This window comes from Olsenella sp. KH3B4 (assembly GCA_900111695.1).
In the GTDB taxonomy this organism is placed as follows: Bacteria; Actinomycetota; Coriobacteriia; order Coriobacteriales; family Atopobiaceae; genus Tractidigestivibacter.
This window is the reverse complement of the sequence record FOHD01000009.1, coordinates 1-24,783: the sequence shown is the minus strand read 5'-3', so window position 1 is coordinate 24,783 and position 24,783 is coordinate 1. Positions and strand designations below refer to the sequence as shown.

The following is a 24,783-nucleotide window of genomic DNA, read 5'->3' as shown; positions in this document are numbered from 1 at the left end:
AGGAAAATAATCCACTTATGTTGACTTCTGTACGTAATTTGGGCCGAGTTGGTTGCGCGGACGGCATCGAGGGGGGCCGAGTTGCATGCAGACCCCGCGAAACAGTCGCTTCTGGAGGCGCAGGCAAGGAACGGCCCGCATACTACCAAGACAGCAGCTCGTACCCGTCCTCGGTGACCACCAGCTGAACCTCCCACTGCGCGGAATCCGAGCCGTCTGCCGTGCGCACGATCCAGCCGTTGGCCTTGTCGGTCGTGATGTCGGGCGCACCTGCGTTGACCATGGGCTCGATGGTAAAGCACATGCCGGGCACCAGGATGGGGCCAGTACCGCGCTCGGAGACAAAGCTCACGAACGGATCCTCGTGGAACTCGCGACCAATGCCATGGCCACCGTACTCCTCGACCACGGTGTAGCCGGCCTCGCGGCACAGCTCGTTCACCGCCGCACCCACGTCGCCCAGGTGCCCCCAGGGGCGCACGGCTGCAAGGCCCGCCTCGACGGACTTTTTGCAAGTCTCGACCAGGCGTCGGCGCTCGTCAGAGACCTCGCCAATGCAGTACATGCGGCTGGAGTCCGAGAAGTACCCGCCCTTGATGGTGGACATGTCAACGTTGATGATGTCGCCATCCTGAAGGACGTCCTTCTCGTTGGGGAAGCCGTGGCAGATGACGTCGTTGATCGAGGTGCACACGCTGTAGGGATAGCCCTCGAAGTTGAGGTCGGCCGAAACGGCATCGTGCGCCGAAAGGTATTCCTCTACCCACCGGTTGATGTCCATGGTCGAGACACCTGCGGCGATGTGCTCGCCAACGTAGTCGAGGACGCCCATGTTGACGGCGGCCGAGGCCTTGATGCCCTCGATGTCAGCGGCGGTCTTGAGGAGCGAGCGGGGCAAAACCTCCTCGCCGTCGAGGTACAGGCGCTCCATACGCTCGTCGGACGGACCGTGGCACTTCTTGTACTTGCGACCGCTCCCGCACCAGCAGGGGTCATTGCGCCCAGGAACGGGCAGCTTGTCAAACATGGCGTCTCCCATCGGGTCGAACTTGATTCGCATTTCAACGATACCCTCGGTAGAGGTGCGCCGACACCAGGATTGCAAGTTAGATGAATCTAATCACAGCAGTTGGCTTGTACGGATGCTTTGTAGGGGGTTCGTAACGGAGCCTTCTGCACGCACCCCTGCCCAAAATTTGCGGTTGGCGGCCCAAATCCGGGGTTCCGCTTAGTATCACTTTGAAGGTGCCATTTCGCTACCTGCGACTCCGCAAAAAGTTAGAGGCTTCGTACTCGGCGATTCGCCCAAAATGGGCCGTCAACCGCAAATTTTGGGCAGCGCGTCCCCCGTTCGGCCGTTTTTCGTACCGCACGGGCGATTAGCAATGACCTGAAGCGGGTTTGTAGGGATCCAGAACCCGCTCTATGATATGAAGCTGGCTTTAGGTTCATAAATTGGAGGCGCCGCATGTACACAATCGGCCAGGTGTCGCAGATGTTCAACCTCCCCATCTCGACGCTGCGCTACTACGACAAGATGGGGCTTCTTCCCGGGCTCGCACGCACGTCGGGAATTCGTCGCTTTGACGATGATCAGCTGGAAGCACTGCGCGTAATCGAGTGTCTTAAGCAATCTGGACTAGAGATTCGTGACATCAAAAAGTTCATGGACTGGTGCCAAGAGGGTCCCAGCACGTATGCCGAGCGCCTGGAACTCTTCCGAGAGCAGCTCCACGGCGTCGACGAAAAGATCGCCGAGCTGGAACGCACGCGCGCAATGCTCAGCTGGAAGTGCTGGTACTACAACCATGCATGCGAGCAGGGCAACGAGGATTTTGCAGCCAACCTGCCCGAGGACCTCCCCCAAGACGGCCGCCGCCTATGGGATGCAGCTCACGACGAGACGAGCGGGACAGCATAGCCGCAGCAATTCAACGTGCACGCTTCGAGGGGAAACGCGCTGAAGCGGCACGGCGATGTCCTTGCGTGGTAACCTGCCGTATCGTTATTACCAGCGATAACCCCGCATTCCGAAGCTCTACGCTTCAACACAGGAGGAACTATGGAACTCACCGGCCGTCAGATCCGCCAGCTCCGCAGCATGGCCAACCGACTCGAGGCGACCATCGGCGTTGGCAAGGCCGGCATCACGGACGCCGTTGTGCGCCAGACCGACTCCGCTCTTGAGGCAAACGAGCTGGTCAAGTGCTCGGTTCAGGGCACTTCGGGCATGGATACCCGCGAGGCGGCAACCGCGCTCGCCCGCCCCACGCACGCCCAGGTGGTCCAGGTAATCGGCCACAAGTTCGTGCTCTATCGCACCTCTCAGCGCGAGGACATCGAGCACATCCAGCTGGTGTAGGAGCAAGAGCGGCCATCGACGCGGCCTCTCGCAGGCCTACATCGTGTACGCAGCCACAACCTCGCCGTAGTAGGCGATGTGCATGTCGCGGTTGGAATCGCAGTTGGTACTCGGCACGTCCTCTGGATAGAAGCGCGCGAGGATGTCCGCCGGCAGGGCGTTGCGGTCCTGGAGCTGGCGATGCACGACACGGCACTCAAGGGTAAGGGCGGTCTCCGCAATCGCTGGCACGGACACAACCTGGGGCTCCACCGTGTGCAGCCCCAGCTCGGCAATCTTATCGATGTCGCGACCAGTAATGCTTCCAGCGCGGGCAAGAATCCTACGGTCAAAGCCCTCTCCCGGCACGCCAATGGTGAACTCGCCCGTCTCGTCCAGCAGCGTACGGGTAAAGCGGCCCTCGCGCACAAAGGTGACAAACACCGGACGCGCCCACTCCACGCCCAGCGTACCCCACGAGATGGTCATGGTATTGACCTTCCCGTGTGCCGCGCTGGTGAGCAGCACGCCCCTGTTGACGGCAGGCAGGATTTCGCCTGCGTGCTCTAGCACATCGATCTTCTCGCCCATCAGATCACTCCCCTTTGGTAGGTCCCGCGGCAAGGCGCCTGGGGACAGATTGGAACTGCCACGGTTATACCCCGGCGCCGCGCCTTGGCTCCTTGCAACAGCGCAGGCTACAGTGCATATTTGGAGGCAAGCGCCGCCCGGCCTTCGATGCACCAATACCGGAGCAGCATCCCCGCCCCCGACGGCAAAGACGAGAGGAACGCGCAGCAATGACGTCGAGGCAGACCATCCGCCACAGGCTCCTAGTCTCCAACGTGATCATGGTCGTGGTGCCAGTTGTTGTGACGGCACTCGTTGGCGTGGCGTGTCTCGTCGTGATGCTCAACACTGCCAGCCACAAGGGCCTGGGGCTCGACAGCGAAAGCGACTTCTACTGGGCCGCCACCACGGCGGCGGAGCTTGTCGAGAACACCGTGGGCGACACCTTGCCGGCGTCAGCCTCGTTTGACGGCGTCACCTCCCTCCTCCAGGGGCAGGGCCTTGACCTCGCCGTCATTGAGGACGGACGCACGGTCTTCTCCACCAGCGGCGTCACGGGAGCGGATCTCTCGCTCGCGCTTGCCGCCAGCGCCACGGGCGAGAGCCCCATCACGATGCGCTCGGGCGAGCGCATGGCGTTCCTCAAGGAAGAGGCCTCCGGTGACGACACGGCGAGCTACCATGTCGCCGTGTTTGGCTCGCTCACCGAGGTCGCAGACGGCACTATCAAGCACATGGCCGCAGCCAGCGCCTTCATCCTGGCGCTCACCGCCGCAGTCTCGGTCCTTCTCGTGAATCGCTTCTGCCACCGCTACGTGTTCGACCGCATCGAGTGGTCGCTTGGGCACCTTGAGGAAGGCGTCCGGCAGCTCTCCGCCGGCAACCTCTCCTACCGCATTCGCTACGAACGCGACGACGAGTTCCGACCCATTGCGGACTCGTTCGACCGCATGGCCGCCCAGCTCCAGGCATCCGAGGAGCGACAGCAGCGCGACCAGCGGAGCCGCCAGGAGCTCATCGCGTGCATATCGCACGACCTGCGCTCCCCGCTCACCTCAATCCGCGGCTACGCCGAGGGGCTGATGGACGGCATTACCACGACGCCCCAGATGCGCGAACGCTACGCCACGCGCATTGCCGCCAAGGCCGAGGAAATGGACGGCCTGGTATCCGAGCTGTTCACGTTCTCCAAGCTTGACCTTGGGGACTTTCCGCACGAGGAGCACCCCGTGCGTGTGGACACGTTCCTGCAAGGCGTCCTAAGCGACCTTGCGCCAGAGCTTGAGCGCACGGGCAACACGTTCTCCCAGGTGGACCTGACCCCCGCAACGGTGCTCGCAGACGAGCGTCTCCTGCGGCAGGCGCTGTCAAACGTGCTGCTCAACGTTTCGCGCCACGCACCTGGCGCTGCAGTCTTGGTCCGCACGGACACCACCACGAAGGGAAGCCGTGTGCGGGTTGTCATAGCCGACAACGGCCCCGGCGTGCCCGCGGAGGCACTCGGACGCATCTTTGACGTGTTCTACCGCACCGACCCGTCGCGCACGGCAGCGTCCGGTGGCAGCGGCCTTGGCCTGGCCATTGTCCAGCGCGCCATGCGGGCGATGGGCGGAGATGCCACGGCAGAGAACGTCGTGCCGCACGGGCTGCGCATAACTCTCACGCTGCGTGCGACTGACGCGCCCGCCATGAGGTCCGGCACGGAGGAGGCTCCTGCATGAGCAAGATCTTGATTGTTGAGGACGACAAGGACATCGCCGAACTCGAGCGTGACTACCTCGAAGCAAGCGGCTTTGACACCGCGATTGCCCCAGACGGCCGCCGAGGCCTCTCGCTTGCATGTGGCGGTGGCTTTGACCTGGTCATACTCGACCTCATGCTGCCTGGCGAGGACGGTCTTTCCGTGTGTCGGTCAATCCGCGAGCGCTCTGGCGTCCCCATCATCATGGTGACCGCGCGCAGCGAGGACATCGACGTGATTCGCGGCCTTGGAACCGGCGCCAACGACTACGTGACCAAGCCCTTCTCGCCAAGCGTGCTCGTGGCGCGCGTGAAGGCGTGCCTCGCCAGCACCGAGCGCGCGATAGGCGCGGCCGTGGCAACCGCCAACGCAAACGAACCCCAGGCAGACGACATTGTGTTTGGCGATGTGTGCATCTGCCCGGCTTCGCACGCCGTGCGCGTGGCGGACAGCGAGGTTGCGCTCACCAACCGCGAGTACGAGCTGCTGCTGTTCCTCGCACAGAGGCCGGACACCGTATTTAGCCGGCAGGCCATCTACCAGCGCGTATGGGGCGAGGACGCCGTGGGCGATGGTTCTACGGTCACGGTCCACGTGAACAGGCTGCGCGAGAAGCTCGAGCGCGACCCGGCGAACCCGACGCTCATCCAAACCGTGCGCGGCGCTGGCTACATCCTGCACTCTAATGCCAACGCGTAGACCGCCTCCGCGTTTAGCCAGCGTTTATCTTGGCGTGCCGGGGCGTTTAGCCCGCTTCCTTAGCATGTGTCACCGCCAATACGCCACGAGGTGCCGTCGCGGCACTACGCTAAGGAGCGACCATGCAAGGCTTCGTCCTGTCTTTTGTCGCGCAGTACGGCTACCTTGCCCTCTCTGCGCTCATCTTTCTCGAGAATGTCTTCCCGCCCATACCCAGCGAGGCTATCCTGCCAGCGGCCGGCTTCATGTCGAGCATCGGGTCGCTCTGGCTTCCTGCGACCATACTCGCGGCGACCATTGGCTCGCTCCTGGGGGCATACGTCCTGTACGGCATTGGTCGAGTCCTTAGCCAGGAGCGCCTTGAGCGCCTCATGGGCACCAAACCCCTGCGCATGCTTGGCTTTGAGCCCGCAGACGTATCGAGCGCCATTGGGTGGTTCAGGAAGCACGGGCAGGCAAGCGTGCTGGTATGCCGCTGCATTCCCGTGGTGCGCAGCCTCATCTCAATTCCCGCCGGCACCTCCGGCATGGGCGTTGCGCGCTTCTCGGCCTACACCTTCCTAGGCTCGCTTTCATGGAACACCGTGCTCTGCACGCTTGGGTACGCCGCAGGGTCGGCCTGGGAGAGCGCCTCGGCCAACGCCACGCAGGCCATCGACGTGATGACCCTCGTCGTGATTGGAGTCATTGCCGTTGCGCTGGCGTTCTTGGTGGCAAAGCGCGCGGTTCCCGCAATAAGGAACGCCGTGCGCTCCGAGGGTGCCGAGTAGGGCGAGAAGGCCGAGACGAGACTACTCGCCGGCACCGCAACCAGATCTCTCGGCATCCATTCTCGCACGGAGATCGGCAAGGTGACCAAGGATGTCTTGGGCGCAGACCTCGTATCCGTCCTTGGGTCCACCCATTGGGTCGACAAGCCCCCAGTCCTCACGGTGCACACACGGAAGCGAGGGACACGCGACGCCGCAGCCCATGGTCACCAGCCAGTCAACGCGAGGGGGCAGCTCCGCGAGGGTTTTGGGGCGCAGGGAGTCGATGACCTGCGCCGCGACCCCACGACGAGAGAGCTCCTCCAGAGCGCCCGCGTCAACGCGCTCCGCCGGGCTGGTTCCCGCCGAGAGGAACGTGGCCGTCCCGGGCATAAGGGTCTGGGCCAGCGCCTGCGCCATCTGGCTGCGACAGGCGTTGTGCGTGCAGACAAAGGCGACAACTGGGGTGTCCATCATGCGGGCTCCTTCTCAGCGCCGCAGCCTGCCATGGACAGTGTGCCTTCTACACGGTTGTCCCGGTGGGAGGCGCAGCGGCTTGACGAGGTGCCGCATGAGATTGCAGACGTTTCTCTCGCCATTGTCTTGTCCCTTCGTCCAAAGTCCTCATGGCCGAGACGCCGATTGAGCCATAGTGGCAGGCATCGATGCATCGCCGGCGGATAGCCCACGCTACCACGAGCACAGCGGTCCCATGCGAGCCGGGCCCGCAGCGCCAGCGTCACGCGTAGCGGCGGGCGATGGAAAGCGCGAGGCCCACGTAGCTCTCGCCAAAGAGCACGCAATGCAGAAGCACCGGAACCAGCTGGTGTATGCCCACGCGATCACGCCATCCGTCTGCCAGCGGCGACACCTCGTTGTAGGCGGCGAGAAGGTCGTCCAGGTACACACAGCCAAAGAGCTGGAGCATGGCGAGGTCGGTCTCGGCGTGGCCGCCCGACGCCATGGGGTCGATAAGCGCGGCGCCAGTGGCGGCGGCACGGGAGCCTTCGGCGGCCCAGAGGAGATTGCCGGCCCAGAGGTCACCGTGAATGCGCGAGCAGCGATGCCCTTTGCTATGGACAAGCGACGGTTCCGGAGAGTCGAAGTCCCCTGCCGCCATGCGATCGGCCACGTGGGTAAGAAGACGTGCCTCCGAAGCGTCTACCAGGCCGTCATTGCGAATCGTGCGCAGGTGAGGCATCACGCGCGACGTGGCGCACACGGCGCCCCAGCCCTTGGTGGCTTCAGTTGGCTCGGCAGGCACCACGGGCGTGAGGGAGCGGCCAATTGCGTAGCCGTCGCCATTCCAGTCCGGCGGCGGGCACCCATACCACGACGCTCCGGCAGCATGCGTGCGTGCGAGAGCGGCACCGGCGAGACGGGCCTTCTCGCGCGTGGGTGCGCCCTCCTCGATGCGCTCCTCAAGCAGGCGATGAGCGCCTGCCTCCACAACGCGCGAGCACACAAGGCCGCCGTCCTTCTCAGCCTCGCCAAGCCAGCGCAGGCCGGCCGCCTCGCCCGTAAGGTCTGCCCGCGGGTTCTCGTCTCTCTTCTCAAAGGTATCGAACGTCCGAACCGCCCCCAGCACCGTACGCATCTCCACGCGCTTCTAGCAAGCATCATAGTGCGGGTTAAGCGTCCGGGATTCTCGCCTTTGCCTTCCCGCGAGTGGGTCCCGACGGGATTGCGGAAATCGCTACTGTGGCGCCGCCCCGGCGCCACGGGGCCAGTTCCAGCAGCAACTCCGTACGAAACCGTCGCTGCGGCGCCAACCGCGGCGCAACAACGCCGCCTCCCCCGCCGCCGACACCCAACAAAACCTATGAAGAGTTTGTCCGCGTCGCAAGCCGCGCCCCCTTGGCAGGGCGCGAGACATGCTAGGGTTTTGGGGACACAACTCATTGCAGGTATCCTTGGAAACGCACACCCTCCCGGTGATAACGAACAACACTGCATCAACCCGGGAGGTTTACATGCCGAAAAACCGCATCCAGACTGCTATCTTCACCCTCATGATGGTTCTTGTCATGGTGTATGGGATGATCTGCTACAACATCACGCTCGAGGTCGGCGGCCTATCCAACTTCGTCTTTGTCGAGGCCCTGCCCGAGCTTGCCTTTATGGGACCAATCGCATTTCTTCTCGACATGCTCGTGGTCTCCCCCATTGCGTCACGTCATGCGGCAAAGCTAGTTGGCCCGCGTCCCCAGACGCCCTTTGCGATGGTCGCCGCGATCTCCGCGCTCAGCGTCCAGCTTATGTGCCCGCTCATGAGCCTCGCTGCCACGCTGATCATCAAGCGCCCGGCCAACGTCAACATTCTCGCGACGTGGATCCAGACTACCATCCTCAACCTGCCCATGGCGTTCTTCTGGCAGTTCTTTGTCGCGGGGCCAATCGTGCGCGGGGTCTTTGGCGCCCTGTTTGGCGAGAAGCGCGAGGCCGCAGGCAATGCCGCGGAACAGGCGGCACGATAGCCCTCTTGCCGCAGACGCAAGCAGGTCCTCGCTGAGAAACACCGCAAAGCTCCAGGCATCACCCAGTGGCGCCGCCGGCCCTAGCCGACGGCGCCACATGTCAACGCTTTACTGCTCGTCCTCGATTGCGGAGATCTTCGCAATACGACGGACGTGGCGCTCATCGCCGCTGAACGGCGTATCGAGGAACGTGTCCACAATCTTGAGCGCAAGGCCAGGGCCGGTCACGCGCGCGCCCATCGTGAGGATGTTGGCGTCATTGTGCTGGCGCGTGGCCTCCGCCGAGAAGCAATCGCCGCACAGCGCCGCGCGGATGCCCTTGAACTTGTTGGCAACGATGGAGACGCCAATGCCGGTACCGCAGATGATGATGCCGCGGTCGCATTCGCCGCTCTGAACCGCGCGCGCAACCTTGGCGGCATAGTCCGGGTAGTCAACGGATTCGGTGCTGTAGGTGCCAAAGTCCTTGTACTGAAAACCAAGCTTGTCCAGGTGCGCCTTAACCTCCTGGAGGAGCTCGAAACCACCGTGGTCACAGCCCAAAGCAATCATGTCTCATCCTTCCCTCGTTGTTGGGGCCAGCCGACGGGAAGCGTCGGCCAGGCGACATCTCATAGTACGACTGGAAACCAGGGGATACCGCTCCAAACGTACGCCGCCACGGTAATGCCCCACATGTTCGCCGCTCCGCAAAGCCTGCCGCAGCAATTCTCATACAAATGCTCTTGACCTAAAGTCAGGTTTAGATAGTACAACAGCAACCGAGAAGGGAATCCATCCAGGAAAGCCCACGGCGAGAGGAGCACCATGCTCGGCAACTTTACCTACTACAACCCGGTCCGCGTCCACTTTGGGCCAGATTCCCTCGACCAGCTCGGGGAGGAGCTCAAAGGCTTTGGCCCCAACGTCATGCTCACCTACGGCGGCGGGTCCATCAAGCGATCCGGCCTCTACGACAAGGTCGTCGCCATTCTCACCGCCGCGGGAAAGAACGTGTTCGAGGACCCGGGCGTCATGAGCAACCCCACCGTCGAGAAGCTCAACGAAGGCCGCAGGATTGCGCGCGAGAACAACGTGGACCTCGTCCTCGCGGTGGGTGGCGGCTCGGTCATCGACTACGCGAAGGGCGTCTCGGTGAGCGCCTGGTACGACGGCGACGCGTGGGAGAAGTTCTACCTCAAGATGGAGAGCCCCGACGGCAGGATCATCCCCGTTGGTGACGTGCTCACCATGAGCGGCACCGGCTCGGAGATGAACGCCGGCTCCGTCATCACCAACCACGAGCAGGGCCTCAAGATCGGTCACGTCTTTGGCCCCGAGGTGATGCCCAAGTTTGCCATTGTGAACCCTGAGCTCACCTTCACGGTTCCGGACTACCAGATGCGCGCCGGCATCTACGACGCCTTCAACCACATCTGCGAGCAGTACTTCTCCGGCACCGATGACAACACCTCCGACTACATGGCCGAGGGCCTCATGCGCAGCCTCGTCCACGCAAGCCGCATCGCCGTGAAGGACCCCACCAACTACGAGGCGCGCTCCAACATTTCCTGGGTCTGTACCTGGGCGCTCAACACGGCCATCGCCTGCGGCAAGGCAACCGACTGGGAGGTCCACATGATTGGGCAGGCCGTGGGCGCCCTCACCAATGCCACGCACGGCATGACGCTCTCTGCTGTGAGCCTGCCCTACTACCGCCTGGTCATGCCCTATGGCGTTGAGAAGTTCGCACGCTTCGCGCGCGTGGTGTGGGACGTGGACGATTCCGGCAAGTCCGAGCTCGAGGTGGCCCAGGCCGGCCTCGAGGCCATGAGCGCGTGGATGGACGAGATTGGCGTGGTCAAGCACCTGAGCGAGCTCGGCTTCACCGAGGACATGGTCGACGATGCCGTGAAGGGCACCTTCATCCTCACCGGCGGCTACCATCCCCTGACCCCGGACGAGGTCGCGCAGATCCTCCGCGAGAGCATGTAGCAGGGCCACGCAGTCGTGTCTGGCGCCAACCTCGCCACGGTTGTCGAGCAGCACCGCTAGATGCGAAGCCACTCCTGCACAAGCTTGTGCAGCTTGCGGTAAGAGACGAGGCTGCCACCCGCAGGGTGCAGCTCCTCGTCACCCGCATAGACCACGTAGCAGTCCTTCTCGTCTAGGCCCAGTTCGGAGGGGGCAACCTGCCTGAGCATGTCAAAAAAGCGTGACTTATACGTGGCAGATGACTTGATCTCTATAGCTTTCGCAGGCCGCAGCCCCCTCCTAACCACAAGGTCTATCTCGCGCTTCCGAGTGTCCCTCCAATACGAGAGCTCGGGCTTGGACCCCAGCGCATAACCGGCTTTCAGAACCTCGGCAACGACAGCGGTCTCGAACAGCGCGCCCCTGAACTCGCTGAGGAGTAGCTCGTCAGCCGAGCGAATTCCCATGAGGTACGCAGCAAGGCCCGTGTCCAGAAAGTAGAGCTTCGGGGCCTTGGTAAGACTCTTGCTCCTGTTGCTGAAGAGGGGCTCAAGCAGGTAGACGATTCCGCTGGCCTCAAGCACTGACAGCCATTCACGAACGGTGTTCGTCGCAATGCCACAGTCGGATGCCAGGCTGCTTATATTCAGCTGCTGCCCAGTGCGCAATGCACAAAGCTGCAAGAACGTCGTGAACTCCCGCACCTTGCGAACGCCAAGTTCCCTGCGGACGTCACGTTCAACATAGGTCTGGACATAGTTGGAAAAGAACGTCTCCGGCGGAATCGAGGCCGAGTGCAGCCGTGGGTACCCACCAAAGAAAAGCCAGTCCTCTGCGTCATTGGGTCCCAAACCGGCGTCCTCGAGCTCCTGGAGCGAGAGCGGCAAAAGGTACAGGAGGGCAACCCGCCCCGCAAGCGACTGGTTGATTGCATCCATCAGCAGGAAGTTCTGCGAGCCCGTGAGCACAAAGCGACCTGTCTGATCGCTCGCGTCCACGACCTTCTGCAGGTACTGAAAGAGCTCGGGAGCCCTCTGTGCCTCGTCGAATATCACGTTCGAACCATAGGCTCGCAGAAAGGTGCGGGGGTCGTCCTCAAATGCGCCAAGAGTATCCGGATCTTCCAGACTCACATACGCATAGTCGGGAAACGTCTCCCGCGCAAGCGTGGTCTTGCCACTCTGACGTGGGCCCGTAACGGAAAGTACGGGATACATGTGCGAAAGCCTCAGCAATTCGGATTTCATCTCTCGCGGAATGATCATGTGGCCCTCCGTTGAAGTGCAGCATCTCTCCCTACTGATAGATTTTACCTAAATCTACTGAACGATACTATCAAATACTATTGAACGATTTTTTCATGCTCTACTAAACGATTTTCTCCACTGCTAATGATTGATTTCCACCAGGGCCGCACGCGCCAAGGCAGAGGCCTTGCGCGCGTTGCTAGCCCAGCTGGTCGTACTCCTGGTCGCTCACGGGCTCCAGCCACTCGGCGCATGCGCCCTCGGCGGGCACGGCCAGCGCGATGTGCTGGAACCACGAGTCCGCCGCGGCACCGTGCCAGTGCTTGACCTCGGGCTGGATGCTCACCACGTCGCCCGGCTTCAGCTCCTGCGCGGGCTTACCCCACTCCTGGTACCAGCCGCGGCCGGCAATACAGATGAGCACCTGGCCGCCCTTGTGGTGGATGTGCCAGTTGTTGCGGCAGCCCGGCTCGAAGGTGACGTTGGCGGCGCCCAGCTGCGGGTCGCCCAGCGGGGCCAGCCAGCTGTTACCGACGAAGTACTGGGCGTAGGCGGTGTTGGGCTCGCCCTTGGGGAACTCCCTTGAGAGGCCCGACGGGTCGGCAACGCGCACGTCATCCTGAGCCACGGGCTCGTCGTCCTTCCAGACCTCCTTGGCCAGGTTGAAGGCAGCCCAGCCCTTTGGCCAACCGGCATACATGGTTGCATGTGTGATGATGGCTGCCGCCTCGGGGCGCGTGACGCCGTTGTTGCGCGCGTTCTCTAGGTGGTAGCGCAGCGAGCTGTCGGTAATGCCCTGGCTCATGAGGGCCACAATGGTGACGATGCACTTGGTCTTGGCAGAGATTGCCTCCTGGTCCCACACCTCGCCAAAGAGCACATCGTCGTTGAGGTGCGCGAACATGGGGGCGAACTCGCTCAGCGCGTCCCTGCCTGCCGTCTGCTTCATGTCAGTTCCTCCTCATACCAGGGCTGCCACGCGGCCAGCCCAATCCGAAACCTTGCGCGGGTCCGTCACCATGCGCGCCCCGCCGTCCGAGGCAAACGTCACCGTGAGCGGCTCGGCAATCCGCGCGCCCTCGGCCAGCCCCGCGATGTCATCCAGCGTGGAGCCCGCCCATCCGGCGCAGGTCGAGAAGGGCACAACGACCTTGCCGTTCCACTTCCGCGAGTTCAACAGCGTGCGAACTGCAGGCGCCCGTGTTGCCGTTTGACCAGCTGTAGTACAGGACCAGGACTCGTCCCATGGGCACCTCCACTGTGGTTGCGTCGTAGGGCACACGGCCCTCCTTACCACGCACTACGCTACCGAGCTGCTCTTGAAATGTGAAATGCCTATGCGTATAAGTTTGGAATACGTAATTTACATTTCCACAAGAGCGAAGTGTTGCCATGGAGCTACGAACCCTGAAATACTTCCTCGCCGTCGCGCGCGAGCAGAACATGACCGAGGCCGCCAACGTCCTGCACGTGACGCAGCCCACGCTGTCACGTCAGATGGCCGACCTGGAGCGCGAGCTGGGGTGCGCCCTCTTTGTGCGCACGAACCGCGCGACCATGCTGACTGCGGACGGCATGCGCCTGCGCCAGCGCGCCGAGGAGATCCTGCAGCTGGTGCAGCAGACCGAGGACGAGATGGGCACCAAGCGCGAAGTCGCAGGCGTCGTGCGCATCGGCGCGGGCGAGACCCAGGCCATGCGCGTTCTGACCGATGCCTTTGCCGAGCTGCGTCGCAACCACCCGCGCGTGACCTGCCAGCTCTACACCGGCAACGCCGACGCCGTGGAGGAGCGCCTGGAGCGCGGCCTTGTGGACTTTGCCCTGATGATCGAACCCGTAAACGTGGAGAAGTACGACCACCTAGAGCTGCCGGCGCGCGACACCGTGGGGGTCGTGGTGGGAACGCACAGCCCCTGGGGCATGCTGGACGCGGTGACGCCGCAGACTCTGGTACAGATGCCACTTCTCGTAAGCTCGCGCACCACGCACCAAACGTTTGATCTTGCAACCTGGTCAAACGGCCTCGTAAAACCGGGACAGCTGAACGTCGTGGGCACCTTCGACCTGATAGGAAACGCCGCGCTCCTGGCAGAGGCGGGCACCGCATGCGTGCTGGGCATCGACCACCTGCCGGAGCTGCAGACCAGCAGACTGCGCTTCCTGCCGCTGGAGCCTGCCCTCACCACCGGCTCTGTGGTTGCGTGGAAGAGGCACAGGATCTTCTCGCCTGCGTGCGAGGCGTTTCTGGAGCAGCTGCGGGCAACGCTGGGACAGTGACCGCATAACACGGCTGTTGACGAACCCAATTGGTGTCGCAACAATGAGCACGGAAAACAAGCTCGGAAAGGAGCCAACTATGGCGACGCAGATTCAAGCGCTCACGATTGCGGGTAACGCGGCGGAGGGGATTGTCGTGCCAGCACTCGCAGGAGAGGGACACGCCTCCCTCATCGTGATTCGCTTGAAGCGAGGCTTCCTGATGTGCGGGTACCTTAGCCTCGAGAAGGCGGAGCAGCTCGGCGATGCGGCAGTACGCGTTGCCGGCGCAGGCATCGACGAGGTCCTTGCCAACCCCATCACCGGCATGACGAAAAAGGCACAGGAACTCGGCATCGCCGACGGCATGACCGGTGCCGAAGCGGCCGCCATCCTTAACCGCTAGGTCTCAGGCCTTCCGTGACAAGAATCTACATCGACGCCGACGCGTGTCCTGTAATTCGCGAGGCCCTTGCCTGCGCACGCGCGCGAAACATCCCCTGCGTCATCGCCGGAAACAGCACCCAGAATCTAGAGCGGCGGCTGAGGGCACATGACCCACGCAGTCCTAAGGACCCGCGCCATCCCGACCGCGGCTTCTGGGTCGAAATCCTACAGGTTGGCGTCGGAGCCGATTCTGCAGACTTCGCAATCGCGTCCGCCGTCACGCCAGCGGATGTGGTCGTGACGCAGGATATCGGACTGGCCGATATCGTCTTGGGCAGAGGAGCCCGTGCCATCGGGGTGCGAGGGCGCGTCTACAACCCGCTTACGATTGACTCTGCGATGTTCATCAGGCACGAGGAGAAGAAGCTCCGACGCGCCGGCGGTAGGACATCAGGACCCGCAGCGTTCACGGAAGAGGATCGCGATCGTTTCAGGCGGAACCTTGCCAGCCTCGTGACGCAGGCGTTGGAAGGAACGGGGGCCTCGGGACCACAGGCGGAGTTACCCCAATGATGCTAATGAAACTCTTCGAACTCGTGAGGCCGTTCCCAGGGCCTCATAGTGGCATCCTGGTAAGATCCCTGCTGCCAAAAAGGAAGCGGCGAACCTCCATCACGTTGTCCGTAACAACGTAAAACACCATATAGTTCCCAACTGGGAACCAGTAATATGCCTGCCTCCCGTCCGACCGACGGTACACGGTTCCAAAGGTAGGTCGCTTGGCGTGCTCCAGGATTGCCCGCTCAGTTTGGTCCAACAGGTTCTCCGCAGCTGCTGGGTTTTTCAACTGGGTCGCGATATACGAAACAGCCGAGTTGAGGTCGTCCCAGAAAAGGGGCAGGTATCTCAGCTCATAGCTCTTTTCGACCCCGTCAGGCCCGCTTGGCATTTAGCCCCTTCCGAATCGAGTCGAAAACCTCCTCGTGCGTATAACGCAGCGACGTCGTCGAAGCCTGCACATCAGCCTCGTCAAGAGCAGCATCCACCGACCCGTTGATCCGATCAAACTGTTCTATTGACATGACCACCATCGAGCCATAGCCATTCTTCGTGAGAAAGACGGGGCCATGTTCCTCGACGTCCTTCTCGACGTCTGAGTAATGATTGCGCAGGTCAGAGACTGGCCGGATGTTCATGAGCACCTCCTGACATATCGTAATCTTATCGATATTTTATCATTTACATTCCGCTACCAGGCAGTGCAACAAGAAATGACCTGGAGACCCTAGCCCAGCCGCTCACGCAAGGCGGCAAGGGCCTCTGCGGCGTCGCAGTCCAGGATGACGCTCTGCCGCTCCAGCTGCGAGGGGGCGAGCACCTCTCCCCTGTTGAGCTGCACGTAGGTGGCGTGGCGGTTCTGGGCCGCCATGCGCCAGAACGGGTACTTGATGATGCCCGGCGTGTTGCCGCCCACGCCAACCTCCAGAAGCACGATACGATCGCGTCGATGCTCGCGCAGGAAGTCGTCGTAGCGCTTTGCCGCCGCATGCCAGCCCTCGTCCTCCACAAACGTGTCGTCGCAGCGCAGGTTGAGGGACATGGGTGCACCGCAGCGCGGGCAATGCGGCACCAGTTCGCTGGGAACGCGCAGGTTGCTCTGCCGCTCTGCCATCTGGCGAACCAGCTCCTCGTTGTCGTAGGTCTCCTGGTGGCAGGGCGTGGAGCACTGCAGCAGGCCGTAGTCCCCCTGCGTGTAGAACAGCCGGTCGCGGTCGATGCCCGCGCGCTGGAACTGGTGGTCCACGTTGGTGGTCAGCACGAAGTACTCGCGCCCGCGCAGCATGTTGAGCAGGTCAAGGTAGGGCTGGCCCACAGGGCAGTCGTAGCGGTTGAGCAGAATCGAGCGGCTCCACCATGCCCAGAGCGACTCCTCGTCCGGAAAGGGATAGAACCCGCCGGAGTACATGTCCGTTATGCCATATGCGTCACGGAAGTCCGCGAAGTTGTCGTCAAAGCGCTTTCCCGCGTACGCGAAGCCCGCAGCGGTCGAGAGGCCCGCACCCGCGCCCACCAAGATGGCGTCGGCATCGCGCACCGCGTCCGCAATCCTATCCACGCACCCCGAGAAGCTCCCGGTAGATGTCGTAATCCACTGGCTTGAAAACATCAAAGATCACCTTCATCTTGCTGTTGGTCTGATTCTTCCAGTCGCGCACCGTGGCCACCGCCACCTGCGCGGCCTCGCGGTTGGGGTAGCCAAACTCTCCCGTCGATATGCAGCAGAACGCCAGGCTGGCGAGCCCCTGCTCGTGCGCCAGCTCCAGGCAGGACGTGTAGCAGCTCTCCAGCAGCGCACGGTCATGCGGCGAGGGAATGGCGCCGCCCACGATGGGACCCACCGTATGCAGCACGTGCGCAGCGGGAAGGTTGTAGCCGGGCGTTATCTTTGCTCGACCCGTGGGCTCCTCGTGTCCCTGCGCATCCATCTGGCGCGCGCACTCCAGCCGCATCTGGATACCCGCGTACGTCTGTATGGCGTTGTCGATGCAGCGGTGGTTGGGCACGAAGCAGCCCAGCATCTGGCTGTTGGCCGCGTTGACGATGCCGTCCGCCGCAAGCCGGGTGATGTCCCCGCGCCACACGGCGATGCCCTCGGGCGAGAAGGACATGCCATTCTCGCCCACGGCGCCGCCGCGCTCGGCCAGGCGCCCACGCAGGTACGCATCCTGCACGCGCAGCAGCTCGGGCTCGGCCGGCACGGGCGGCCGCACGTTCATGAGGGCCCTCAGCAGCAGCCGCTGGCCTTCCGCGTCTTCGGGCATCGCGGGGACGTCTGCACCCCAGCTTTTCCGCTCTTTGCAGAGCGCACGGATGAGCCAGACCCTGCGCTCGTCCTGCGTCATGTCCTTCTCCTCCATGTTGTGTCCCTTCCTCCCTCGCGGGCGAGACCGCTCGTATGGGACGTTCGTGTTTGCCGGGGCAATAGTAGCAAACATGTCAAGTTTTTCTTGACACGTTACGTGTCACAACATATATTACATGTAAGCCACAAGAGAGGAACCCACATGAATGCACAGGACTGTCTGCAGACGCTTCGCGAGATCAAAGACGTATCGTTTGCCACGGTGGACCAGGAGGGCCACCCCCAGATCCGCATCATCGACGTGATGCTCGTGGACGAGGGCGCGCTGTACTTCTGCACCTCGCGTGGGAAGGACTTCCACGGGCAGCTCATGCGCGATCCCCACGTGGCCATCGTGGGCATGACGCGCGACTTCAAGATGGTGCGCCTTGGCGGAGAAGTGCGCTTCATCACCGATGACCCCCACGCTTGGATTGACCGCATCTTTGAGCAGAACCCGTCGATGAACGACGTGTACCCCGGACAGTCGCGCTACGTGCTGGACCCGTTCGTGATCGACAACGGCTGCGTCGAGATCTTCGACCTGGGAGTCTCCCCCATCTATCGCCAGACCTTCTCGCTGGGAGGCGCACCCACGCACCTGCAGGGCTTCCAGATAACCGACGCCTGCATAGGCTGCGGCACGTGCGCGCGCAACTGCCCGCAACAGTGCATCACCCCAGGCAAGCCCTTCGCCATAGCCCAGGAGCACTGCCTGCACTGCGGGCTGTGCTACGAGAACTGCCCCGTTCAGGCCATAGAGAAAAGGGGATAGATGCTTGCGCAGACTTGGGACCTTCTGGTCCAGCGGTGGGACTTCTTCTGGGGCCTGCTCCTTGAACACATGGAGATATGCCTGGTTGCCGTCCTTATCGCCATCGTGTTTGGCGGCATCGCCGGCATCCTCATCAGCGAGTACCAGAAGGCGGCCAAGCCCACGCTGGCCGTCGTGAACTTCCTGTACACCATCCCGTCCATCAGCATGCTGGGCTTTCTCATCCCCTTCAGCGGCGTGGGTGACGCCACCGCCATCATCGCGCTTACCGTCTACGCGCTGCTGCCCATGGTGCGTTCCACCTACACGGGTATGACCAACGTGGACCCCGCCGTCATGGAGGCCGCTAGGGGCATGGGCGGCACGCGCATGCAGACGCTTGTGCGCGTGCAGCTGCCGCTGGCCCTGCCTGTCATCATGAGCGGCATCCGCAACATGGCCACCATGACCATCGCGCTTGGCGGCATCGCGTCGTTCATTGGCGCGGGAGGCCTGGGCGTGGCAATCTATCGAGGCATCACCACCAACAACGCTGCAATGACCGTGGCGGGCAGCCTTCTCATTGCCGTGCTTGCCCTGGTGGTAGATGCCATTCTGGGCTTTGTCGAGAAGCGCATGCGGGTGCGCGGTGCCAAGGCGCACCGCACCAACCGCAGGCTGGCCATTGGTGCCGCAGCGACATGCGCGGCCGTGGCGCTGGGCGCAACCGTACCGGGCATGCTCGCCGGGACCAGCGACACCATCCACGTGGCCACCAAGCCCATGACCGAGCAGTACGTAATGGGAGAAGCCCTCAAGATGCTCATCGAGCACGACACCAACCTCAAGGTGGAACTCACCGAGGGCGTGGGTGGCGGTACCTCCAACATCGAACCCGCCATGGAGTCCGGCCAGTTCGACTTGTACCCGGAGTACACGGGCACCGGTTGGGCAATGGTCCTCAAGAACGAGGGCGCCTACTCCGAGGACGAGTTCGACCAGCTGCAGGCGGGCTACCAGAATCTTGGCATGAGCTGGGTGGGAATGTACGGCTTTGGGAACACATACGGCATAGCCGTGCGCAAGGACGTCGCCGAGAAGTACAACCTCAAGACCTACTCGGACATGGCCCGCGTGGCAGACCAGCTGACCTTAGGCGCCGAGGCAGACTTCTTCGAGCGAGAGGACGGCTACGACGCCCTCTGCAACACGTATGGCATGAGCTTTGGCAACACCATGCAGATGGACATCGGCCTCAAGTACGATGCGCTTGCCCAGGGCAGCGTCGATGCCATCGTGATCTTTACCACCGATGGAAAGCTAAGCACCGCAGACGCCACGGTCCTCACCGACGATAAGGGCTTCTTCCCCTCCTACCAGTGCGGCAACGTCGTGCGCGACCAGGTGCTGCAGCAGCACCCCGAGCTGCGTGGCGTGCTGGAGAAGCTCCAAGGCACCATCTCCGAGCAAGACATGGCACGCATGAACTACGAGGTGGAAGAGGAAGGCAAGGACCCCAAGACCGTGGCCGAGGAGTTTCTCCGCTCGAAGGGACTGATCTGATGAGCACCACGACGACCAATGACGTCGCCATCGAGTATCGCGACATCTGCAAATGCTATGGCGAGAAGAGCGTGCTCGAGCACCTGAACCTCAGGATTCCCAGGGGCGAGTTCGTCACCATGATCGGCTCCTCCGGCAGCGGCAAGACCACGGCGCTCAAGATGGTCAACCGGCTAATCGAGCCCACTTCTGGAGACGTGCTGGTCGATGGGCGCAACGTCCGCGACGCGGATCCCATCCAGCTGCGCCGCAACATCGGCTACGCCATCCAGGGCAGCGTGCTATTCCCCCACATGACGGTGGAGGAAAACATCTCCTACGTGCCCAACCTGTTGAACAAGCACGACCACGAGCGCACGCACAAGGCAGTGCGCACGTGGATGGACATCGTAGGGCTCTCCAAAGACCTCCTGGAGCGCTACCCGTCCGAGCTCTCTGGCGGACAGCAGCAGCGCGTGGGCATCGCACGGGCGCTGGCGGCTTCCCCGGACATCCTGCTGATGGATGAGCCGTTCGGCGCCGTCGATGAGATCACGCGCTCCCAGCTGCAGGCGGAAATCTCGCGCATCCACCGCGAGACCGGCATCACCGTACTGTTCGTGACACACGATATCGGCGAAGCGCTGCTTCTGGGCACGCACATGCTGGTGCTGGATGCGGGCAGGGTGCAGCAGTTCGGCTCCCCAGAGGAGATTCTCGCACGCCCGGCGACCGAGTTCGTACGGAAGCTGGTGGCGCGCCAGCGCCACACCTGCGACCTGGCGGAGGACCAGCTGTGCGCCTGCGGACACAGCGGCGCGGCGCGCGCCGAGGCGTCACTCGTCGCACGGTAACGCCCATGCGCATGACGCACTGGAATAGGAATCAGGAAGGAAGAAGAACGATGGGCGACTCGATTCCCAAGACGATGCGAGCCATAGCGGTGCACGAGGCCGGAGGACCCGAGGTGCTACGGCTGGAGCATCGCCCCGTGCCCGCCCTGAAGCCGGGCTGGTCGCTCGTACACGTGCGCGCCCGCGGACTCAACCACTCCGAGGTGTTCACACGCCAGGGCCTCTCGCCCTCCGTCAGGTTCCCGCGCATCCTGGGAATCGAATGCGTGGGAGAGGTCGCGGCCACCACCGACGCGGCTCGCCTGCCCGAGGGACAGAAGGTCGTCTCCATCATGGGCGAGATGGGTCGCGCCTTCGATGGCAGCTACGCAGACTACGCGCTGCTGCCCAACCAGCAGCTCTATCCCATAGAGTCCGACCTACCCTGGGAAGTGCTGGCCGCCATTCCCGAGACCTACTACACAGCGTACGGTTCCCTGCTGAACCTGCACCTGGAAGCCGGCCAGACGGTCCTCGTTCGCGGCGCCACCAGCGGCGTCGGCATGGCATTCGCGAAGCTGGCCCGCTCCATGGCACCGGGGCTGCGCCTTGTGGGCGCCACCCGAAGCGAGGCGCGCGCAGACCTGCTGCTCAAGGGCGGCTACGACGACACGGCGCTTGACCTGGACGGGAAGCTGCAGGTGGAGGGCCGTCCCTGCCAGCGTGTCCTGGAGCTCGTGGGGCCAGCAACCCTTAAGGACACATGCAGCCATGTGTCGGAGGGCGGCATCGTCTGCAGCACAGGCCAGCTGGTCGGTGTATGGTACATGGAGGACTTCGACCCCATAGTCGACCTGCCGCCCAACGGCTTCCTGACGAGCTTCTACTCGGGGAACGTGGACGAAGGGAAGCTCGCGGGACTCATCGAGTACGTCGAGCAGAGGGGCGTGGACATGAGGCCCACCAGGGTCTTCTCGCTCGACCGGATGGCAGATGCGCATCGCTTCCTGGAGAGCTCAGAGGGCTTTGGTAAGATAGTGGTTACGGAATAGGCAGACGAATGCAGATAACCAGCAAGCTCACGATGGCGGCGCACATGGTGTGCGCCATAGACTACTTTGGCGGCACCAGGCCCGTCACCAGCACGTTCCTGGCTGGCAGCATCGGCACGAGCCCCGTGATGGTGCGCACGATCATGGGCATGCTCAAGCAGGCGGGCATCATCAACTCCAGCAAGGGCAAGACCGGCATCACGCTCGCACGCCCGCTGGAGCAGATCACCCTCCTCGACCTGTGGCGCGCCGTGGACCAGAGCGACGCGGACTCGCTCTTCCACTTTCACGAGAGCCCCTGCCCGCAGTGCCCCGTGGGCGGCAACATCCACGCAGCGCTGGACGGCAGGCTTGAGGCCGCCCAGCAGGCATTGGAGAGCCAGCTGCAACGCACCACCCTGGCATACGTCGAGAAGGACATCCGCCTGCTAGCAGCCAGCTAGGCGTTGCTGAGCGGACCTCTCGCGGCCTACGCTCGTTCGCAGTACGCTCCCACTGCGGCAGCGGCAAACTCGGCGGCACCAGGCCCGGCCGCTGCGTTGATGTTTTTCGTGAAGTCGCCACCACTGCCGTATGCCTGGCCAAGCCCCGCCAGGATCTCGTTGGTGCAGTCGTAGTAGTTCTCGGTGATGAATGCCTGGATCTTTGCAACCTGCGCCAGCGCCTCCTCGCACGAGGGGTCGGCCCCTTCGGCGGACATCCGTCCAAACGGCACGAAGAGCTCCATCAGGCTCTTGCCAATCGCGACCTGCTCCCCCTTCGGCCTTCCGGCCCACCTGTTCTCGTATTCCTTCCATTGCGGGGTCTTTCCCCACGACGCCTTCGCCTGCTCGGCGTATTCGTCCAGCTTGCTCGTGTCGAACGGCTCGAATTCCAAGATGCTCCCCTCTCCGCCCCTTAGGGCCTTCGCCATGTCTATCAGGCTGCCGATGTGCTCCCGACGAAGCTCCAGAAGCTCGATCTGCTGGTCGAGCGCCTTTTTCAGGTCAAAGTCCGGACTGTCGAGAATTGCTCCTATGTCGGCGAGCGAGAACTCCAGCTCCCGGAAGAGCATGATCTGCTGCAGCCGCGCCAGGTCGTCATCGCTGTAGAGCCTGTAGCCCGCCTCGCTGCGGGCGCTCGGCTTGAGCAGGCCTATCTTGTCGTAGTGATGCAGCGTTCGCACGCTCACGTGCGCAAGCTCACTGACCTCATGCACGGTTCTCACGGACCCTCCCCTCGCTCGTCTTGGCCACACTCTAAGCCATGACGTTACGTCGGGGTCAAGCCTTGTTCTGTCAGACAGTTCCCACTTCGCCGATATCTAGTCCGCCCGGTCGGCGAGAAAGGCCAGCATCCTCTCGAACGCGTCGCGTGCGACCTCGTCCGAGCGCTCGGGGCCACGAAGCAGTGCGGCATTTCCGGGCCACGCTCGACGCCAGCGGGTCGCCCATGCCCTTGCCGCCCCCAAAGAAACCGCCGCCATGGGAGTAGACCGACGTAGGCCTTCGCACGGAGGTATCCGAGTCGGGGTAGGTAATGTCTAGAAAGCTGTTGGGGTACTCGTCGGCGTAGGCAATATCGGTAACGATGCGCTGGCCGTTGTCCCGCACCGCATCCATGGGCTCGCCCTCAGGTTCATAGGTGTTGGTCGTCTTGACCGTACCGGCCGAAAGCGCCTGGATTGCCCCAACCGCAATCTGCGTGTGAGTAGCCAGCGCCAGGGCGAGCACGACAAGAGCGACGCATATTCCGCCGACCACCCTTGCGAGCAGCCGTAGACGCCTCTTTGTCTTCTCTTTCATCTCGGCCCCCCTGAAGAACGCCCTTGATTCACTGCCGTTGATGCAATCGTATCGTCCGTTCAGCAACCGGTTCGATACCACACGCGCGAACGATACGCATCGGCGGCTTTCGTATCAGGAGGTCTGTCGTGTCTGCATATGCCACGGACATGCTGGGGCCAGCCCCGCTCTCGCTCATGGCCGAGAAGGACATTCGAGGGGCGGCCACCGACGAGCTTGCCGTAAGGGCGGGCGTGGGCCGGGCCACGCACTCTCGCAGCTTCTCGTCTAAGGAGGGGCTGCCGGCCGCCTGCCCTGTTCGCCGGTGGCGCGCTTACGAGAAGGAGCACCGCCTCAAGGAGCTCGCGTTCTCGAATCCCGAGCGTGCCCTGCGCCACTCCGGGTTCTGCCTGTCTCTGCGCGCGGAAGACGGCCTCATGGTCGAGCAACGCCGCACGGATGCCATCCCGGCCGCGTTCGAAACGATCGCAAGCGACGCCGGCCTGGGACGCGACGGAGGCTACGAGGCCGCCTTCCTCGCCTATGGGCTCTACGGGATGTTCGTCACATGGGCGCGCAGTGGCTGGAAAGAGACCCCGCAGGAACTGGCGGCCTTGGTGTCGGGCCGCATGTTGGGCGGGGCTGTCGGATAAAGCGAGGGCAGTCCGTCCGGACGACGAGCGCGGGCGCTGGCTGAGCGGAGTGCCAAGATGGAACCCGAGGTGCTTGCCGATCTGGGCGAACCCGCGACCCCAGGCCCCTAGGCCTGTTCCTGCTGCGCGATGCGCCCCCTTGTGGTGTCGGCCAGATCGGCCAGGGTAGTGGAATCAAGACGCTCGAGCATAGCCTGTTCCGCAGCGTTGAGCTCTTTACCGAGCACGGCATGCACGTTGCGGCCAATCGGACACTCGGGGCTAGGATGCTCGTGCATGCGAAAGGCGCTCACATTGAATCGAGCGACGAACTCTCTTGCATCGACGCTTGCCCTGCCGCTTAGCCCGAGCGTGCTAAGAACCACGCTCGGGCCGAATCGCGGCATCGGCCGAAGGCGAGCAAACCTTATTCATCGGCGACTTATAGCCTCATCCCATTCTCGCCTCGCCTTGTCTCCCATCCAATCTGCGTGACCGCCTCCGACAGCTGCCCATCATGCGTGACCAGCAGGAACGCGCCGGGAAAACCAATCAGCATGCCCTGAAGCGCTTGGGACCCCGGACGAACGATCGGACCTTCTCGGTCCGGGAGGGAGCCCGGGATGTATACCAAAGAGGAGCGCGAGGGGATACTCTGGGAGTTCCACCAGAGCGGGATGAGCGTGGCGGAGGCCTGCCGCAGGCTCGCGCTGTTCCCCAACGAGTGGAACCTGAGACGGTGGCTGCGCATGGAGGAGGCGGGCGAGCTCGCCGCCCGCGAGATGCCCGACCGGGCCTCCCGCATGCACTGCGCCCACGGCGAGGGGAGCCCCGCCTACCGGAGGGCGCGCCCCCGCGCCAGGCCGGCGGCACGCGCGCGCACGG

Annotated in this window: 32 protein-coding genes; 17 read left to right on the top strand and 15 right to left on the bottom strand. The window is 63.1% G+C overall.

Features of this window, described 5'->3' with window-relative positions; all coding sequences use genetic code 11:
• Positions 1–142: 142 nt before the first annotated feature.
• Positions 143–1,027, bottom strand: a complete 885-nt coding sequence (map, locus tag BMX94_RS08655; RefSeq protein WP_091005734.1) for a type I methionyl aminopeptidase — start codon at positions 1,025–1,027, stop codon at positions 143–145.
• Positions 1,028–1,468: 441 nt separating this feature from the next.
• Between map and BMX94_RS08650 the strand changes: the two genes are divergently transcribed.
• Both BMX94_RS08650 and BMX94_RS08645 read left to right on the top strand, forming a co-directional pair.
• Positions 1,469–1,921, top strand: coding sequence for a MerR family transcriptional regulator (locus BMX94_RS08650; RefSeq protein WP_091005632.1), 453 nt, complete (start codon positions 1,469–1,471; stop codon positions 1,919–1,921).
• A gap of 141 nt (positions 1,922–2,062) precedes the next feature.
• Positions 2,063–2,362 (top strand): YhbY family RNA-binding protein, encoded by a 300-nt coding sequence (locus BMX94_RS08645; protein ID WP_091005631.1) that lies wholly within the window; start codon positions 2,063–2,065, stop codon positions 2,360–2,362.
• Between the two features lie 36 nt (positions 2,363–2,398).
• Here BMX94_RS08645 and BMX94_RS08640 read toward each other — a convergent pair whose 3' ends face one another.
• Positions 2,399–2,932 (bottom strand): flavin reductase family protein, encoded by a 534-nt coding sequence (locus BMX94_RS08640; RefSeq protein WP_091005629.1) that lies wholly within the window; start codon positions 2,930–2,932, stop codon positions 2,399–2,401.
• 209 nt (positions 2,933–3,141) lie between these two features.
• Here BMX94_RS08640 and BMX94_RS08635 point away from each other — a divergent pair, with 209 nt between their 5' ends.
• From BMX94_RS08635 to BMX94_RS08625, 3 genes are all read left to right on the top strand, one after another.
• A complete protein-coding gene (locus BMX94_RS08635) occupies positions 3,142–4,632 on the top strand; it encodes a sensor histidine kinase (protein WP_091005627.1) in 1,491 nt (496 codons plus the stop codon).
• Positions 4,629–5,351 carry a response regulator gene (locus BMX94_RS08630; RefSeq protein ID WP_091005625.1) on the top strand — a complete coding sequence of 241 codons (723 nt, stop codon included), beginning with the start codon at positions 4,629–4,631 and terminating at the stop codon, positions 5,349–5,351. Before BMX94_RS08635 ends, BMX94_RS08630 begins: the two co-directional genes overlap by 4 nt.
• Before the next feature lie 122 nt (positions 5,352–5,473).
• The gene (locus BMX94_RS08625) at positions 5,474–6,121 is read left to right on the top strand and encodes a DedA family protein (protein WP_091005623.1); all 648 of its coding nucleotides are present in this window, start codon (positions 5,474–5,476) and stop codon (positions 6,119–6,121) included.
• A 21-nt stretch (positions 6,122–6,142) separates the two neighbouring features.
• Here BMX94_RS08625 and BMX94_RS08620 read toward each other — a convergent pair whose 3' ends face one another.
• Positions 6,143–6,577, bottom strand: coding sequence for an arsenate-mycothiol transferase ArsC (locus BMX94_RS08620; protein WP_091005621.1), 435 nt, complete (start codon positions 6,575–6,577; stop codon positions 6,143–6,145).
• Positions 6,578–6,839: 262 nt separating this feature from the next.
• The gene (locus BMX94_RS08615) at positions 6,840–7,697 is read right to left on the bottom strand and encodes a fructosamine kinase family protein (RefSeq protein WP_091005619.1); all 858 of its coding nucleotides are present in this window, start codon (positions 7,695–7,697) and stop codon (positions 6,840–6,842) included.
• Between the two features lie 376 nt (positions 7,698–8,073).
• On the opposite strand from BMX94_RS08615, the gene BMX94_RS08610 reads away from it, so the two are divergent.
• The gene (locus tag BMX94_RS08610; RefSeq protein WP_059055933.1) at positions 8,074–8,577 is read left to right on the top strand and encodes a DUF2798 domain-containing protein; all 504 of its coding nucleotides are present in this window, start codon (positions 8,074–8,076) and stop codon (positions 8,575–8,577) included.
• A 108-nt stretch (positions 8,578–8,685) separates the two neighbouring features.
• Here BMX94_RS08610 and rpiB read toward each other — a convergent pair whose 3' ends face one another.
• On the bottom strand, positions 8,686–9,129 hold the full coding sequence (gene rpiB, locus BMX94_RS08605) for a ribose 5-phosphate isomerase B (RefSeq protein ID WP_059055936.1): 444 nt from the start codon (positions 9,127–9,129) through the stop codon (positions 8,686–8,688).
• Positions 9,130–9,384: 255 nt separating this feature from the next.
• Between rpiB and BMX94_RS08600 the strand changes: the two genes are divergently transcribed.
• Positions 9,385–10,551: an iron-containing alcohol dehydrogenase gene (locus BMX94_RS08600; RefSeq protein WP_091005617.1), complete on the top strand. Its 1,167-nt coding sequence runs from the start codon at positions 9,385–9,387 to the stop codon at positions 10,549–10,551.
• A gap of 56 nt (positions 10,552–10,607) precedes the next feature.
• On the opposite strand, the gene BMX94_RS08595 is transcribed toward BMX94_RS08600, so the two are convergent.
• The 3 genes from BMX94_RS08595 to BMX94_RS08585 form a co-directional block, all read right to left on the bottom strand.
• Positions 10,608–11,747 carry an ATP-binding protein gene (locus BMX94_RS08595; RefSeq protein WP_218138478.1) on the bottom strand — a complete coding sequence of 380 codons (1,140 nt, stop codon included), beginning with the start codon at positions 11,745–11,747 and terminating at the stop codon, positions 10,608–10,610.
• A gap of 229 nt (positions 11,748–11,976) precedes the next feature.
• Positions 11,977–12,726, bottom strand: coding sequence for a carboxymuconolactone decarboxylase family protein (locus BMX94_RS08590; RefSeq protein ID WP_091005613.1), 750 nt, complete (start codon positions 12,724–12,726; stop codon positions 11,977–11,979).
• Between the two features lie 12 nt (positions 12,727–12,738).
• Positions 12,739–12,954 (bottom strand): hypothetical protein, encoded by a 216-nt coding sequence (locus BMX94_RS08585; RefSeq protein ID WP_143052300.1) that lies wholly within the window; start codon positions 12,952–12,954, stop codon positions 12,739–12,741.
• A gap of 215 nt (positions 12,955–13,169) precedes the next feature.
• Between BMX94_RS08585 and BMX94_RS08580 the strand changes: the two genes are divergently transcribed.
• The 3 genes from BMX94_RS08580 to BMX94_RS08570 all read left to right on the top strand — a co-directional run bounded on the left by BMX94_RS08580 (position 13,170) and on the right by BMX94_RS08570 (position 14,993).
• Positions 13,170–14,054 (top strand): LysR family transcriptional regulator, encoded by an 885-nt coding sequence (locus tag BMX94_RS08580; protein WP_091005609.1) that lies wholly within the window; start codon positions 13,170–13,172, stop codon positions 14,052–14,054.
• A gap of 79 nt (positions 14,055–14,133) precedes the next feature.
• A complete protein-coding gene (locus tag BMX94_RS08575; RefSeq protein WP_177171393.1) occupies positions 14,134–14,439 on the top strand; it encodes a DUF1805 domain-containing protein in 306 nt (101 codons plus the stop codon).
• Between the two features lie 14 nt (positions 14,440–14,453).
• A complete protein-coding gene (locus BMX94_RS08570; RefSeq protein ID WP_091005605.1) occupies positions 14,454–14,993 on the top strand; it encodes a YaiI/YqxD family protein in 540 nt (179 codons plus the stop codon).
• Between the two features lie 43 nt (positions 14,994–15,036).
• Here BMX94_RS08570 and BMX94_RS08565 read toward each other — a convergent pair whose 3' ends face one another.
• The 4 genes from BMX94_RS08565 to BMX94_RS08550 all read right to left on the bottom strand — a co-directional run bounded on the left by BMX94_RS08565 (position 15,037) and on the right by BMX94_RS08550 (position 17,338).
• The gene (locus BMX94_RS08565) at positions 15,037–15,369 is read right to left on the bottom strand and encodes a type II toxin-antitoxin system RelE/ParE family toxin (protein WP_091005603.1); all 333 of its coding nucleotides are present in this window, start codon (positions 15,367–15,369) and stop codon (positions 15,037–15,039) included.
• Positions 15,353–15,616, bottom strand: coding sequence for a type II toxin-antitoxin system Phd/YefM family antitoxin (locus tag BMX94_RS08560; protein WP_091005601.1), 264 nt, complete (start codon positions 15,614–15,616; stop codon positions 15,353–15,355). The genes BMX94_RS08565 and BMX94_RS08560 overlap by 17 nt, the downstream gene beginning before the upstream one ends.
• 89 nt (positions 15,617–15,705) lie before the next feature.
• The gene (locus tag BMX94_RS08555; protein ID WP_286160067.1) at positions 15,706–16,536 is read right to left on the bottom strand and encodes an SIR2 family NAD-dependent protein deacylase; all 831 of its coding nucleotides are present in this window, start codon (positions 16,534–16,536) and stop codon (positions 15,706–15,708) included.
• Positions 16,529–17,338 carry a protein-ADP-ribose hydrolase gene (locus BMX94_RS08550; RefSeq protein ID WP_286160066.1) on the bottom strand — a complete coding sequence of 270 codons (810 nt, stop codon included), beginning with the start codon at positions 17,336–17,338 and terminating at the stop codon, positions 16,529–16,531. Before BMX94_RS08550 ends, BMX94_RS08555 begins: the two co-directional genes overlap by 8 nt.
• Positions 17,339–17,485: 147 nt before the next feature.
• On the opposite strand from BMX94_RS08550, the gene BMX94_RS08545 reads away from it, so the two are divergent.
• The 5 genes from BMX94_RS08545 to BMX94_RS08525 are packed head-to-tail and all read left to right on the top strand — an operon-like array spanning position 17,486 to position 21,946.
• Positions 17,486–18,097: a 4Fe-4S binding protein gene (locus BMX94_RS08545; RefSeq protein ID WP_091005599.1), complete on the top strand. Its 612-nt coding sequence runs from the start codon at positions 17,486–17,488 to the stop codon at positions 18,095–18,097.
• Positions 18,098–19,639: an ABC transporter permease/substrate-binding protein gene (locus tag BMX94_RS08540; RefSeq protein ID WP_091005597.1), complete on the top strand. Its 1,542-nt coding sequence runs from the start codon at positions 18,098–18,100 to the stop codon at positions 19,637–19,639.
• Positions 19,639–20,472, top strand: coding sequence for an ABC transporter ATP-binding protein (locus BMX94_RS08535; protein ID WP_091005595.1), 834 nt, complete (start codon positions 19,639–19,641; stop codon positions 20,470–20,472). Before BMX94_RS08540 ends, BMX94_RS08535 begins: the two co-directional genes overlap by 1 nt.
• 50 nt (positions 20,473–20,522) lie before the next feature.
• Positions 20,523–21,503 (top strand): alcohol dehydrogenase catalytic domain-containing protein, encoded by a 981-nt coding sequence (locus tag BMX94_RS08530; RefSeq protein WP_286160065.1) that lies wholly within the window; start codon positions 20,523–20,525, stop codon positions 21,501–21,503.
• An 8-nt stretch (positions 21,504–21,511) separates the two neighbouring features.
• Positions 21,512–21,946, top strand: a complete 435-nt coding sequence (locus tag BMX94_RS08525; RefSeq protein ID WP_091005593.1) for an Rrf2 family transcriptional regulator — start codon at positions 21,512–21,514, stop codon at positions 21,944–21,946.
• Between the two features lie 26 nt (positions 21,947–21,972).
• Here the strand turns inward: BMX94_RS08525 and BMX94_RS08520 are convergent, their stop codons facing one another.
• Both BMX94_RS08520 and BMX94_RS08515 read right to left on the bottom strand, forming a co-directional pair.
• Positions 21,973–22,710: a MerR family transcriptional regulator gene (locus BMX94_RS08520; RefSeq protein WP_091005591.1), complete on the bottom strand. Its 738-nt coding sequence runs from the start codon at positions 22,708–22,710 to the stop codon at positions 21,973–21,975.
• A 70-nt stretch (positions 22,711–22,780) separates the two neighbouring features.
• On the bottom strand, positions 22,781–23,287 hold the full coding sequence (locus tag BMX94_RS08515) for a hypothetical protein (RefSeq protein WP_091005589.1): 507 nt from the start codon (positions 23,285–23,287) through the stop codon (positions 22,781–22,783).
• A 128-nt stretch (positions 23,288–23,415) separates the two neighbouring features.
• Here BMX94_RS08515 and BMX94_RS08510 point away from each other — a divergent pair, with 128 nt between their 5' ends.
• Complete coding sequence (locus BMX94_RS08510; RefSeq protein WP_091005587.1) at positions 23,416–23,919, top strand: TetR/AcrR family transcriptional regulator; 504 nt, start codon at positions 23,416–23,418, stop codon at positions 23,917–23,919.
• A 107-nt stretch (positions 23,920–24,026) separates the two neighbouring features.
• Here BMX94_RS08510 and BMX94_RS08505 read toward each other — a convergent pair whose 3' ends face one another.
• Positions 24,027–24,197, bottom strand: coding sequence for a helix-turn-helix domain-containing protein (locus BMX94_RS08505; protein ID WP_177171391.1), 171 nt, complete (start codon positions 24,195–24,197; stop codon positions 24,027–24,029).
• A gap of 324 nt (positions 24,198–24,521) precedes the next feature.
• Between BMX94_RS08505 and BMX94_RS08500 the strand changes: the two genes are divergently transcribed.
• The coding region (locus tag BMX94_RS08500) for a helix-turn-helix domain-containing protein (RefSeq protein WP_143052299.1) at positions 24,522–24,783 on the top strand (262 nt) is incomplete at its 3' end.